Source organism: Streptomyces hokutonensis, assembly GCF_000376565.1.
In the GTDB taxonomy this organism is placed as follows: domain Bacteria; phylum Actinomycetota; class Actinomycetes; order Streptomycetales; family Streptomycetaceae; genus Streptomyces; species Streptomyces hokutonensis.
The window spans coordinates 40777-53308 of record NZ_BARG01000027.1 but is presented as its reverse complement, the minus strand read 5'-3'; the positions used below and the strand labels follow the sequence as shown (position 1 = coordinate 53308).

General features: G+C 69.8%; 12 protein-coding genes. 8 read left to right on the top strand and 4 right to left on the bottom strand.

Going from position 1 to position 12532, the window contains the following annotated elements; genetic code table 11:
• Positions 1 to 38 precede the first annotated feature (38 nt).
• Entirely contained in the window at positions 39 to 1493 is a 1455-nt protein-coding gene (locus tag SSP08S_RS15400; RefSeq protein ID WP_019068513.1) for an aldehyde dehydrogenase family protein, read from the bottom strand.
• Between the two features lie 115 nt (positions 1494 to 1608).
• On the opposite strand from SSP08S_RS15400, the gene SSP08S_RS15395 reads away from it, so the two are divergent.
• Positions 1609 to 2058 carry a MarR family winged helix-turn-helix transcriptional regulator gene (locus tag SSP08S_RS15395; RefSeq protein ID WP_019068512.1) on the top strand — a complete coding sequence of 150 codons (450 nt, stop codon included), beginning with the start codon at positions 1609 to 1611 and terminating at the stop codon, positions 2056 to 2058.
• Positions 2059 to 2208: 150 nt separating this feature from the next.
• Positions 2209 to 2589, top strand: coding sequence for an anti-sigma factor antagonist (locus tag SSP08S_RS15390; RefSeq protein WP_019068511.1), 381 nt, complete (start codon positions 2209 to 2211; stop codon positions 2587 to 2589).
• Here SSP08S_RS15390 and tuf read toward each other — a convergent pair.
• Both tuf and SSP08S_RS15380 read right to left on the bottom strand, forming a co-directional pair.
• Positions 2582 to 3775, bottom strand: a complete 1194-nt coding sequence (tuf, locus tag SSP08S_RS15385; protein WP_019068510.1) for an elongation factor Tu — start codon at positions 3773 to 3775, stop codon at positions 2582 to 2584. The genes SSP08S_RS15390 and tuf overlap by 8 nt on opposite strands.
• 55 nt (positions 3776 to 3830) lie before the next feature.
• Positions 3831 to 4784: a ribose-phosphate diphosphokinase gene (locus SSP08S_RS15380; RefSeq protein WP_019068509.1), complete on the bottom strand. Its 954-nt coding sequence runs from the start codon at positions 4782 to 4784 to the stop codon at positions 3831 to 3833.
• Between the two features lie 195 nt (positions 4785 to 4979).
• On the opposite strand from SSP08S_RS15380, the gene otr(A) reads away from it, so the two are divergent.
• From otr(A) to SSP08S_RS15360, 4 genes are all read left to right on the top strand, one after another.
• On the top strand, positions 4980 to 6839 hold the full coding sequence (otr(A), locus tag SSP08S_RS15375; RefSeq protein WP_019068508.1) for a tetracycline resistance ribosomal protection protein Otr(A): 1860 nt from the start codon (positions 4980 to 4982) through the stop codon (positions 6837 to 6839).
• A 255-nt stretch (positions 6840 to 7094) separates the two neighbouring features.
• A complete protein-coding gene (locus SSP08S_RS15370) occupies positions 7095 to 7757 on the top strand; it encodes a DUF4230 domain-containing protein (protein WP_019068507.1) in 663 nt (220 codons plus the stop codon).
• A gap of 133 nt (positions 7758 to 7890) precedes the next feature.
• Entirely contained in the window at positions 7891 to 8517 is a 627-nt protein-coding gene (locus SSP08S_RS15365) for a VanZ family protein (protein WP_019068506.1), read from the top strand.
• 153 nt (positions 8518 to 8670) lie between these two features.
• Positions 8671 to 9912, top strand: coding sequence for a glycoside hydrolase family 16 protein (locus SSP08S_RS15360; protein WP_019068505.1), 1242 nt, complete (start codon positions 8671 to 8673; stop codon positions 9910 to 9912).
• An 11-nt stretch (positions 9913 to 9923) separates the two neighbouring features.
• Here the strand turns inward: SSP08S_RS15360 and SSP08S_RS15355 are convergent, their stop codons facing one another.
• Positions 9924 to 10160 (bottom strand): hypothetical protein, encoded by a 237-nt coding sequence (locus SSP08S_RS15355; RefSeq protein WP_019068504.1) that lies wholly within the window; start codon positions 10158 to 10160, stop codon positions 9924 to 9926.
• Between the two features lie 80 nt (positions 10161 to 10240).
• Between SSP08S_RS15355 and SSP08S_RS15350 the strand changes: the two genes are divergently transcribed.
• Together SSP08S_RS15350 and SSP08S_RS15345 are read left to right on the top strand one after the other, a co-directional pair.
• Positions 10241 to 11263 (top strand): PHP domain-containing protein, encoded by a 1023-nt coding sequence (locus SSP08S_RS15350; RefSeq protein WP_019068503.1) that lies wholly within the window; start codon positions 10241 to 10243, stop codon positions 11261 to 11263.
• A 292-nt stretch (positions 11264 to 11555) separates the two neighbouring features.
• On the top strand, positions 11556 to 12518 hold the full coding sequence (locus tag SSP08S_RS15345) for an SDR family NAD(P)-dependent oxidoreductase (RefSeq protein ID WP_019068502.1): 963 nt from the start codon (positions 11556 to 11558) through the stop codon (positions 12516 to 12518).
• Positions 12519 to 12532: the final 14 nt, after the last annotated feature.

Sequence of the window (12532 nt, the reverse complement as noted above, 5' to 3'; positions counted from 1 at the left end):
ATGGTCGGTCGAGCGAGATGTGCGAGACACGGGCGGGGTCAGTCGAGCGAGACGACGACGGACTTGGTCCGGGTGTAGGCGGCGAGGCCCTCGGGGCCGTACTCGCGGCCGAAGCCGGAGTCCTTGACGCCCCCGAAGGGGACGTTGGGGTCGAGCATCGCCCAGTCGTTGATCCAGACGATGCCCGCCTGGAGCCGGTCCGCGATGCGGTGGGCGCGGGCGAGGTTGCCGGTCTGGACGCCCGAAGCCAGGCCGTAGGGCGTGGAGTTGGCGAGTTCGACGGCCTCGTCCTCGGTGTCGAAGGGCTGGACGGTGAGGACCGGGCCGAAGATCTCCTCCTGGATCACCCGGGAGTCGTTGGCGAGGTCGGCGATGACCGTGGGCTTGTAGTAGTAGCCGCCGTCGAGGTCGAGGCGTTCGCCGCCGCAGACGATGCGGGCACCCTCCTTGCGGGCGAGGTCGACGTACTCCTCGACCTTGCGCAGGTGCTTCTCCCCCGCCATCGGGCCGACGACGGTCTCGGGCAGCCGGGGGTCGCCGAGCGGAACGCCGGGGACGGCGTCGGCGAGGATGTTGAGGAGGGTGCTGTAGACGGGGCGGGCGACCAGGAGGCGGGGGCCGCCCATGCAGAACTGGCCGGTGTTGAAGACGAAGCCCTTGATGACCGCGCCGACGGCCTTCTCCAGGTCGGCGTCCTCGAAGACGATGTGGGCCGCGTTGCCGCCCAGTTCCATGGTGACCGGCTTGAGGTTCTCGCCGGCGACGCTCGCCGCGTGCCGGCCGACGGCGGTGGAGCCGGTGAAGGCGATCTTGTCGACGCCCGCGTGCCTCAGCAGGGCCTCTCCGGCGACCGGGCCGGAGCCGGTGACCACGTTGACGACGCCGTCCGGGACGCCCGCGCGCTGGAGCAGTCCGGCCATGTAGAGGGCGCTGAGCGGGGTCTCGTCGGCGGGCTTGTGGACCACGGTGTTGCCGGCCGCGAGGGCGGGGGCGAGCTTCGAACCGGCAAGGATCAGGGGGAAGTTGAAGGGGGTGATCGCGGCGACCACGCCCAGCGGCTCGCGCTTGGTGTAGGCGAGCGCGTTGAGCGGGGTGTCGCGGGTCGAGCCGTCCAGGGAGAAGGCCAGGGCGGCGTAGTGCTCGTAGTCGTTGGCGGCGTTCGTGATGTCGACGGCGTGGCACAGAGTGATGGGCTTGCCTACGTCGAGGCTCTCCAGGTGGGCGAGTTCGTCGGCGTTCTCGCGGATGAGTTCGGCGACGCGGTGCAGGATCCGGCCGCGTTCGCGACCGCTGAGGCCGGACCAGCGGCCACTGTCGAAGGCCTCGCGGGCGGCACGGACGGCCGCGTCCACGTCGGCGGGGCCGGCCTCGGCGACGGTGGTGACGACCCGGCCCCGGGACGGGTCGACCACCTCGGTGCGCGCTCCGTCGGCGGCCTCGCGCCACTGCCCCCCGACGAACAGGCGGCCGGGTTCGATCTCGAAGGCGGTCATCGCCACTCCTCAGCATCGTTGCCAAGATTTCAACCAACAGGATTCCTGTTGGTTTCTCGTCTGGTCCGCAGTCTCATTACAGACAGGTTTCCTGTCAATGCTCTAGGGTGAATCCATGGCTGAATCCCTGGTTGGCGCCCAAGCGACGAAGACACTCCCGTCCCTGCTGTACATGGTCAAGCAGGTGGAGCTGGTCGTCCGCTCGCGCCTGGACGAGCTGGTCAGGCCCTATGGCGTCACCGCACTCCAGTACACCGCGCTCACGGTCCTGGAGCGACACGACGGCCTGTCGGCGGCGCAGCTGGCCCGCGATTCCTTCGTCACCGCGCAGTCCATCGCCGACCTCGTGCGCTCACTGGAGGGCCGCGGGCTGATCCGCCGCGAGCGCAATCCGCGCAACCGGCGCGAGCTGCTGATCCTGCTGACCGGCGAGGGGCGCGAGCTGCTGGCGGGGTGCGCGGGGCCGGTGCGGGAGCTGGAGGAGCGGATGGTGCGCGAGCTCACAGCGCACCAGAGCGAGCAGTTCCGCCAGGCACTTTCCAAGGCCTGGCACGCGCTGTCGTAGTGCTACCCGGAACATCTCAGAAAGCTCTGGCTCGATTCGAAGACATATGTCAATCGAACATGCTCAAATTCACTCCATCGAGGGTAACTTGCAGGGCGGGGAACGGTTTTGTGCTCAACCCCGCTTCACCGAGGGCCGGTTGGAGGGGATGTGGTCGTGCAGCAGGAACCCGCGCCGCTCACCCGGCATCTGCGTATCCACCAGGACCGTGGGTTCACGGTCCTGGAGTTCCGCGGGGAGATCGACATCGTCGCGGCGATGGAGATCCTCCCGTCCCTGGACCGGGTGACGGGGCGGCCGGGTGCACGGATCGTGATCGATCTGAGGCAGGTCGAGTTCTTCGACTGCTCGGGGTTGCGCCTGCTGTACCGGGCGCGGCAGCGGATGCTGGAGCGGGAGGGCAGGCTGTATCTCGTCTGCACGCACCCGCTGACCCTGCGCATCCTGCGGGTCACCGGTCTGAGCCGGCTGCTGCCGCCGCAGCCGACGCTGGACGCGGCCCTGGAGCAGGCGGAGGCCACGCCTACCTGAGGATGCGGGTGACCTGACCCGCCCCCACCGTCCGGCCGCCCTCGCGGATCGCGAACTTCAGCCCCTCCTCCATCGCGATGGGTTGGATCAGCTCGACGTGCATGGTCGTGTTGTCGCCCGGCATGACCATCTCGGTGCCCTTCGGCAGCGTCACCACACCGGTCACGTCCGTCGTGCGGAAGTAGAACTGCGGCCGGTAGTTGTGGAAGAAGGGCGTGTGCCGACCGCCCTCGTCCTTGGACAGGATGTAGGCGCGGGCCTCGAACTCCACGTGCGGGGTGACCGATCCGGGCTTGATGACGACCTGGCCGCGCTCGACGTCCTCGCGCTTCACGCCGCGCAGCAGCAGTCCGACGTTCTCGCCGGCCCGGCCCTCGTCGAGGAGTTTGCGGAACATCTCGATGCCGGTGACGGTGGTCTTCGTCTTCTGCTCGTGGATGCCGATGATCTCGACCTCGTTGTTGACCTTCAGCACCCCGCGCTCGATCCGGCCGGTGACGACCGTGCCGCGCCCGGTGATGGTGAAGACGTCCTCGATCGGCAGCAGGAACGGCCGGTCCACGTCCCGCACCGGCTGCGGTACGAACTCGTCGACGGCGTCGAGGAGTTCGAGCACCGAGGCGGTCCACTCGGGGTCCCCTTCGAGGGCCTTGAGCGCGGACACCTTCACCACCGGGAGGTCGTCGCCGGGGAACTCGTACTCGGTGAGCAGTTCCCGCACCTCCAGCTCGACCAGTTCCAGGATCTCCTCGTCGTCGACCATGTCCGTCTTGTTGAGGGCGACGACGATGTACGGCACGCCGACCTGCCTGGCCAGCAGGACGTGTTCCTTGGTCTGCGGCATGGGCCCGTCGGTGGCCGCGACGACCAGGATCGCGCCGTCCATCTGGGCGGCGCCGGTGATCATGTTCTTGATGTAGTCGGCGTGCCCGGGGCAGTCGACGTGTGCGTAGTGCCGGCGTTCGGTCTGGTACTCGACATGGGCGATGGAGATCGTGATGCCGCGCTGTCGCTCCTCGGGCGCCTTGTCGATCTGGTCGAACGGCGTGAAGGGATTGAGGTCGGGGAACCGGTCGTGGAGCACTTTCGTGATGGCCGCCGTGAGAGTGGTCTTGCCGTGGTCGATGTGACCGATGGTGCCGACGTTCACATGGGGTTTCGTCCGCTCGAACTTCGCCTTCGCCACGGCGAGTCCTCCTGATCACCTCGGTGCTGCCGAGCGTTGCTCCGTCCCCTCATGTCTATTCGTTCGGCGGCGCGTCGAACAGGGCGCTGACGGACTCACCGTTGTGAATGCGGCGTACGGCCTCCGCGAGCGCCGGGGCGATGGAGAGGATGCGCAGCTTCTCGGTGCGCTCCTCCTCGGGCACCGGCACCGTGTTGGTGCAGACGATCTCCAGGACGTCGGGCTGCTCCCCGATCCGCTTCAGCGCGCCGGCCGCGAACAGGCCGTGGGTACAGGCCACTCGGATCGAGCGGGGTCCCAAGTCCCGCAGCCGGTCGAGGAGTTCGAGGACGGTGCTGCCCTTGGCGATCTCGTCGTCCAGGACGATGACGTCCCGGTCGGCGATGTCACCGATCACTGAGCTGATGACCACCCGGTCGTCGGCGTACCGCTGTTTGGCGCCGGCCGCCACCTGGGCGCCGATCAGCCGGGCGAACGCGGCGGCCTCCTTGGCGTTGCCGAGGTCCGGGGAGACGACGGTGGTGCGGGAGAGGTCGTACTGCCGGAAGTGCGCGGCGAGTTCGCGCAGCGCGTGCAGATGGTCGACCGGCACCGAGAAGAAGCCGTGCACCTGGGGCGAGTGCAGGGTCATGGCCAGGACGCGGCTCGCGCCCGCCGCGACCATCAGGTCGGCGACCAGCCGTCCGCCGAGCGAGATGCGCGGGGCGTCCTTCTTGTCGGAGCGGGCGTAGGAGTAGTGCGGCATGACGACGGTGATCCGTCCGGCGGAGGCGCCGCGCGCCGCGTCGCACATCAACAGCAGCTCCACCAGGTTCTCCTGAACCGGTTTGACGAGCGGCTGGATCAGAAAGACGTCCCGTTCCCGGCAGTTGGCCTGGAGCTGTACCTCCAGGCAGTCGTTGGCGAACCGGCTGACCCGGGTCGGGCTGAGCGGTACACCGAGATGCGCGCAGACCTCCTTCGCCAACTCGGGGTGGGCACTCCCGCTGAACACGGCGATGTCTCGCACGATCTGCTCCTCGCATGATCATTCCCGGCCGTGCCTCATGCTACTGACCCCGAAAACCGGTTGCGGACGCCCGGCCGCCGCACGTCATGATGGCCGCGTCCGTGCCCTCTCCCGTCAGGAACCCTCACATGCGCCGACTCCTCGGAATCCACCGGCCTTCCCACTGGACGACGGTTCTCGAGGACTCGACCACGCATGCACACCCTGAACATCGGAATTCTGGCCCACGTCGACGCCGGTAAGACCAGCCTCACCGAGCGGCTGCTGTTCGACCACGGCGCGATCGACCGGCTCGGCAGCGTCGACACCGGTGACACCCGTACGGACGACGGCGCGATCGAGCGACAGCGCGGGATCACCATCCGTTCGGCCGTCGCCGCCTTCACGTCCGGCGACACCCAGATCAACCTGATCGACACTCCCGGCCACGCGGACTTCGTCGCCGAGGTCGAGCGCGCCCTGGAGGTCCTCGACGGCGCGGTGCTGCTGCTGTCCGCCGTGGAGGGCGTCCAGGCGCAGACCCGCGTCCTGCTGCGGACCCTGCGGCGGCTGCGGCTGCCCACGCTCGTCTTCGTCAACAAGATCGACCGGGCGGGCGCCCGCGCCGACGACCTCGTCGCGGACATCCGGCGCCGGCTGACCCCGCACGTCGTGCCGCTGGCGGACGTGGCGGGCCTCGGCACGCCCGGCGCCCGCGTGCTGCCCCGCCCGCCCGGCGACCCGGACCTGGCCGAGGCACTGGCCGACGTCGACCCGTCCGTCCTCGCGGCGGTCGTCGACGGCCCGCACCCCACCCCGGACGACCTGAGCAAGGCCCTCGCCGCCCGCACCGCCGACGGCTCGATCCACCCGCTCCTCTTCGGCTCGGCCCTCGGCGGCCAGGGAATCCCCGAACTCGTCGCACGACTAGTCCAGTTGATCCCGCCCGCCGCTGCCCTCCCGGGCACCCCTCGCGGCACGGTGTTCGCGGTCCGCCCCGGTCCCGGCCGCGAACGGACGGCGTATCTGCGGCTCTACGACGGTGAGGTGGTCCCGCAGCAGCGGCTCACGTTCCGTCGGCACGGGGCGGACGGCCGGGCCGTCGAGGTCTCCGGACGGGTCACGCGGCTTGATGTGATCGGCCGGTCCGGCCCGCTGACCGCCGGGAACATCGGCGCGCTGACCGGTCCGAGGGACATCCGGGTCGGTGACCGGCTCGGTGAACTCACCGAGCGGGCACCGCAGTTCGCGCCGCCGACGCTGGAGACGGTCGTACGGGCGCGGCGGCCCGAGCAGGCGGCGGCGCTGCGCTCGGCGCTGCTGGCGCTGGCCGACCAGGACCCGCTGCTGCACGCGCGGCCCGCCGCCTCCGGGGCGACCGTGCTGCTCCTGTACGGCGAGGTCCAGAAGGAAGTGCTCGCGGCGACCCTCGTCCAGGACTTCGGCGTCGAGGCCGACTTCGAGCCGAGCCGGGTGCGGTTCCTGGAACGCCCGGCCGGGACCGGCGAGGCCTGCGACGAACTGCCGTGGCACGACGGCACCCGCTACTGGGCGACGATCGGGCTGCGCGTCGAACCGGGAGAGCGCGGCTCGGGCGGGGTCTTCGCGTACGAGACCGAACTCGGCGCGCTCCCCCGCGCGTTCCACCAGGCCGTCGAGGACACGGTCCACTCGACCCTGCTCGGCGGGCTGCACGGCGCGCCGGTGACGGACTACCGGGTCACGCTCACCCGGTCCGGTTTCGTCGGCCCGCTCAGCACGGCCGGCGATTTCCGGGGTCTCACCCCGATCGTGCTGCGCCGGGCGCTGCGGCTGGCGCGGACGCGGCTGTACGAACCGTATGTCGCGTTCGAGACGGAGGTCCCGCAGGACGCGCTCGCGCCGGTGACCTCGCGACTCGCGTCCTGTCGCGCCGAGTTCACGGGGACGACCGGGGGCGTCGGCTCCTGGCTGATCACCGGGGAGCTGCCGGCCCGGCGGGTGCGGGACGTGGAGTCGGCCCTGCCCGGGCTCACGCACGGTGAGGGGGTGTGGTGGTCGCGTCCGTCCGGCGACCGTGAACTGCGGTCGCCCTGAGGCGTGTTGGGGGCGTCCGCGACCAGTGTCACAACATGGATCGGACCGTGATCCGGATAGGTCACGGGACGCATGGGGCGGGGCGGCCGGGAAATGCTGTCTGCGCGGCCGACCAGGGCTTCTGGCAGGCCGAACAGTGACTTTTCACGCCTGTGCGCCCTCTGCGCCCCCGTCAGCGCGACCGTTCCACCAACGCGTCGGTCTGACAGGGCATTTGGGGGGCATGCGGATACCGAGGAAGGGAGGGCCGTCCCCATGACGACTTCCATCAGCCGTATACCCCGGCGCATGCCGGGCTGGGCGAAGGTGCTCACCGCCGTCGTCGTTGTGATCGCCGTGCTGTTCGCCGGGCTCCGGCTTGCCGTGCTGCCGGGACTGCGGGACATCTTCGGCACCGAGACCCACTACCGTTCGGGTCCGGCCCTGCTCAAGTCCATCCAGGACATGAGCCGTTACGACGCGGCCTCCGGCAACTTCCAGGTCGTCGTGGATCTGGAGAAGGACGCCAAGTTCCTGCCCCAGGCGATCCGCGGCACCCGCACGCTGTACGTCGGCGCGGGCACCGTGGAGGGTTATGTCGACCTGGGCAAGCTCGGCAAGCAGGACGTGACGGTCAACGGCGACCGCACCTCGGCCAGCATCAAGCTGCCGCACGCGACGCTCGGCAAGCCGGCGCTGGACCCGGACCACTCGTACACGGTCTCCAAGCAGCGCGGTCTGCTGGACCGCCTGGGCGACATCTTCTCCGACAACCCCAACAGCGAGCAGGCCGTGCAGAAACTCGCCTCCAAGCACATCGCCGAGGCGGCGAAGACCAGCGGTCTGACCACCCGCGCCGAGACCAACACCACCAACATGCTCAAGGGCCTGCTCGGCTCGCTGGGCTTCACGACCGTGACCATCTCCTACGCGTCCTGAGCAGCCGCCGGAGACCCGTGTGCGGGGTACGTCCACCGCGCACGGGTTCCGTCCGCCCGCCACGGCATCCTCCGCCGAATCGGGGGTAACCGCCCTGCGACACAGGGCAGTTGAAGACCGGAGGACCTCACGCATGGGCCGTACCGCCGCACGTCTGCGCCGCACCAGGACCGAGCCGAAGACCGAGGCCGGGCCGAAAGCGGCCCGCGCCCCGCGACAGTCGAAGCCCGCACCTCCCCAGCGCTACCGACTCCCCCTCCCGCTCCGTCTGTTGTCGATGCTGATCGGCTTCGCCTTCATGGTGGCGTTCGCCGTCGTGCTGGCCAAGCTGACCCTGGAGCCGTCCCCCGCGTCGAAGGCGCTCGTGCACACCAATCTGCACCCCGGCCGCTCCCTGAAGGCCTATCTCGACCAGCCGGCCATGCGGGACGCCGTGAAGCAGATCGGCGGGAACATCGTGCTCGGCATCCCGTTCGGCGTGCTGGTGCCCGTGTTCGCACCACGGGCGCGCGGCATCCTGAAGGTGCTGCTGCTGACGGCGACCGTGATGCTCCTGGTGGAGTTCGCGCAGGGCGCGCTGATCACCGGGCGGGCCTTCGACATCGACGACGTCATCCTCAACACCACTGGGGCGCTGGTGGGTTGGCTGCTGCTGGGGCGGCGGCTGGGCCGGACGGTGCACGCGCGGAAGCCCGCCACGAAGGCGGCAAGGACGTCAAAGGCAGCGAAGGCGTCCAAAGCGCCGAAGGCCACTTCGTAACGATCGACTACTGGCCCGTAACATTCAACTACTGGTCCGTACCAAGGTATTGACGCTCCCCTTATCTCACTTCTTAAATCAAGAGGCGACGCTTTCACCCCCCACCTCAGTCGGCGTGTCGGTCCCCACGTCCGCCGCACAGAAGGGAATGCCGTGGCCTCCCCACGATTCCTCCGCAGATGTCTGTTCGCCGCCCTGTCCGCCGCGTTGGTCGCGTCCGCCGCGATCGGTCCGGCGCAGGCGGCCTCCACGTCGGACGCCCAGGCCGACGCCGTCACGTTCTCCGACACCTTCGACGGAGCGGCCGGCAGTGCCGTCAACTCCTCGAAGTGGACGCAGGAGACCGGCGACAACGTCAACAACCACGAGCGCGAGTACTACACGTCCGGCACCAACAACGCGGCCCTGGACGGCCAGGGCCACCTGGTGATCACGGCCAAGAAGGAAAACCCCGCCAACTACCAGTGCTGGTACGGCACTTGCCAGTACACCTCGGCCCGGCTGAACACCTCCGGGAAGTTCAGCGCGCAGTACGGTCACGTCGAGGCCCGGATGCAGATCCCGCGCGGGCAGGGCATGTGGCCCGCGTTCTGGATGCTCGGCACCGACATCGGCTCGGTCGGCTGGCCCAACTCGGGCGAGATCGACGTGATGGAGAACGTCGGCTTCGAGCCCTCCACGGTCCACGGCACGATCCACGGCCCCGGCTACTCCGGCGCCAACGGGATAGGCGCCGCCTACACGCTGGCGAACGGCGCCGCCTTCGCGGACGCCTTCCACACGTTCGCCGTCGACTGGGCGCCCAACTCGATCAAGTGGTCGGTCGACGGTGTCGTCTACGAGACCCGTACGCCCGCCGACGTGGGCGGCAACACCTGGGCGTTCAACAAGCCGTTCTTCCTGATCCTCAACCTGGCGGTCGGCGGCGACTGGCCGGGCGACCCGAACAGCGCCACGGCCTTCCCGGCCAAGCTGGTGGTGGACTCGGTGTCGGTCACCACGAGCGACACGGCCACCGGGGTGGCCATCAAGGGCCTCGCCGGCAAGTGCGTCGACGTCAACGGCGCGAACTCCGCCAACGGGACCGCCGTACAGCTCTACGACTGCAACGGCTCCGCCGCCCAGCAGTGGACCGTGGGCTCCGACGGCACGATCCGCGCCCTCGGCAAGTGCCTGGACGTGAACGCCGGCGGCACCGCCGACGGCACGAAGGTCCAGCTCTACGACTGCAACGGCAGCGCCGCTCAGCAGTGGGCCGTCAGCTCGGCGAACGACATCGTCAACCCGCAGGCCAACAAGTGCCTGGACGTCACCGGCAACAACTCGGCCAACGGCACGCCTCTGCAGATCTGGACCTGCTCGGGCGGCGCCAACCAGAAGTGGACGGTCGGCTGATTCCGTAGGGGCTAGTGCGGCAGCCAGGTGAATTTGTCTCCGCCGACCCAGCGGACCACGTCCGGGTCGTCCAGGTCGCGGACCGTGATGCCGCACACGGCCGCGACCTGGAGGACGTCGGTGATCCCTTGGGCCTCGCAGACCATCTCCCCGTCGATCTCCACGATGCGGAACGGCGGGGTGCCGGGCTGCACCTTGAGCACCATGATCCGCGGGGTCGAGATGTGCGGGCTGGCGATTTCGGTCATGCAATAGAGCCTAGAACGCATCACGCGGTCGCGAGCGGTCCAAGGTTCCTGGCCGGGGGCCCCTCGCGGGAGGAGGCTCGATGGATCCCGTGCAGGCACTGGACCGGATCGCCTTCCTGCTGGAACGCTCCCTGGCCCCGACGTACCGGGTACGCGCCTTCCGTACGGCGGCCAGGATCCTGGCGGCGCTCCCCGAGGGCGAGGTCGCCGAACGCGCGGCGGCCGGGACGCTGGAATCCCTCAAGGGCATCGGCCCGAAGACCGCACAGGTGGCCCGCGAGGCCCTGGACGGACGGGTCCCCGCCTATCTGGAGCAACTGGAGGCCGAGGCCCCCGCCCCGGCCGGCCCCGGCGGCGAAGAGCTCCGGGCCCTGCTGCGCGGGGACTGCCACCTCCACTCCGACTGGTCGGACGGCGGCAGCCCGATCGAGGAGATGGGCCGTACGGCGGCCCGGCTCGGCCACGAGTGGGCCGTACTGACCGACCACTCGCCCCGGCTGACCGTGGCCCGCGGACTCTCCCCCGAGCGGCTGCGCGAGCAGCTGGACGTGGTGGCCGCGCTGAACGAGACCTGGGCGCCCTTCCGGCTGCTCACCGGCATCGAGTGCGACATCCTCGACGACGGCTCGCTGGACCAGGAACCGGAGCTGCTGGAGCGGCTCGACGTGGTGGTGGTCTCCGTCCATTCCAAGCTGCGCATGGAGTCCCGCGCCATGACCCGCCGCATGGTGGCAGCCGTACGGAATCCACACGCGGACATCCTCGGGCACTGCACCGGGCGGCTGCTCATCGGGCGGGACGGGGGTGCCGCGCGGCCGGAGTCGGCGTTCGACGCGGACGAGGTGTTCGCCGCGTGCGCCGAGTCGGGTACGGCCGTGGAGATCAACAGCCGTCCGGAGCGGCTCGACCCGCCGAGGCGGCTGCTGCGGAAGGCCGTGGACGCGGGGGTGCTGTTCTCGGTCGACACCGACGCGCACGCGCCCGGTCAGCTCGACTGGCAGATCAACGGCTGCGCGCGGGCGGAGGAGTGCGGGGTGCCCGCCGAACGGGTGCTGACGACCTGGTCCGCGGACGAGCTACTGGACTGGACCACTGGCAAGTGATGCACATCACCGCGTACGGCGACGCCCACAGGAACACTCGCCGGTAGTTCGCCGTTGAACAGACCGTGGGTGCGGAGGGAACAGTGTCCCCGGGCCTCAACCTCCGCCCACAGGGAAGATCGTTCGGCTGAAGCCCTGTGGAGCCTTTCGCCGCGAGGCGACCGCCTTCCGTGCCCACCACTTGGCCGCCCCGGCCGTGATTCCCCCGTCGCGGTCGGGGCTTCCCCATGTCCGGCCTCGCGCGGCTTCTCCGCTTGACTTCGAGCGCACTTCAATTCGTAGCGTTCCAGGTATGACCACTGCACAGCACAAGATCGGTTCCGGCTTCGACGCGCAGAGCACCGCCGACGACGTCCTGGAGGGCCTCGACCTCGGCGGGAAGCTCGCGATCCTCACCGGCGGCTACTCGGGCCTCGGCCTGGAGGCCACCCGCGCGCTCACCAGGGCGGGCGCCCGCGTGGTCGTCCCCGCGCGACGCCCCGACGCCGCCCGGGAGGCCGTGGCCGGGCTGCCCGGCGTCGAGGTGGACGAGCTGGACCTCGCCGACCTGAAGAGCGTGCGCGGCTTCGCCGAGCGGTTTCTCGCCTCCGGCCGGACCGTCGACTACATGATCGACAACGCCGGGATCATGGCCTGCCCCGAGACCCGGGTCGGGCCCGGCTGGGAGGCGCAGTTCGCCACCAACCACCTCGGCCACTTCGCCCTCGTCAACCGGCTGTGGCCGGCCATCGAGCCGGGCGGTGCCCGCGTGGTCTCGGTGTCCTCGCGCGCCCACCACTTCTCCGGGATGCGCTGGGACGACGTCCAGTGGACCCACGGCTACGACAAGTGGGAGGCGTACGGCCAGGCGAAGACCGCGAACGTCCTCTTCGCCGTCCACCTCGACAGGCTCGCCGCCGACCGTGGGGTACGGGCCTTCTCGCTCCACCCCGGCGGCATCATCACCCCGCTGCAGCGCCACATCCCCAAGGCGGAGATGGTCGAGCGCGGCTGGATCGACGAGCAGGGCAACGTGCTGAACCCCGCGGGCTTCAAGACCCCGCAGCAGGGCGCGGCCACCGAGGTCTGGGCCGCGACCTCGCCCCAGCTGGCCGACATGGGCGGCGTCTACCTCGAGGACTGCGACATCGCCGAACCCGCCCCCGACGGCGACGAGCGCTCCGGCGTCAAGTCCTGGGCGATCGATCCGGAGCAGGCGGCACGTCTCTGGAAGCTGTCTGCTGACCTAACTGGTGTGAACGCTTTCGCGGGTTAGTCCCGAGCACACCG

Coding starts and splice junctions, on each gene's coding strand:
- SSP08S_RS15400 (WP_019068513.1), bottom strand. CDS start 1,493: ATGACCGCCTTCGAGATCGAACCCGGCCGCCTGTTCGTCGGGGGGCAG.
- SSP08S_RS15395 (WP_019068512.1), top strand. CDS start 1,609: ATGGCTGAATCCCTGGTTGGCGCCCAAGCGACGAAGACACTCCCGTCC.
- SSP08S_RS15370 (WP_019068507.1), top strand. CDS start 7,095: ATGACGACTTCCATCAGCCGTATACCCCGGCGCATGCCGGGCTGGGCG.
- SSP08S_RS15365 (WP_019068506.1), top strand. CDS start 7,891: ATGGGCCGTACCGCCGCACGTCTGCGCCGCACCAGGACCGAGCCGAAG.
- SSP08S_RS15355 (WP_019068504.1), bottom strand. CDS start 10,160: ATGACCGAAATCGCCAGCCCGCACATCTCGACCCCGCGGATCATGGTG.
- SSP08S_RS15350 (WP_019068503.1), top strand. CDS start 10,241: ATGGATCCCGTGCAGGCACTGGACCGGATCGCCTTCCTGCTGGAACGC.
- SSP08S_RS15345 (WP_019068502.1), top strand. CDS start 11,556: ATGACCACTGCACAGCACAAGATCGGTTCCGGCTTCGACGCGCAGAGC.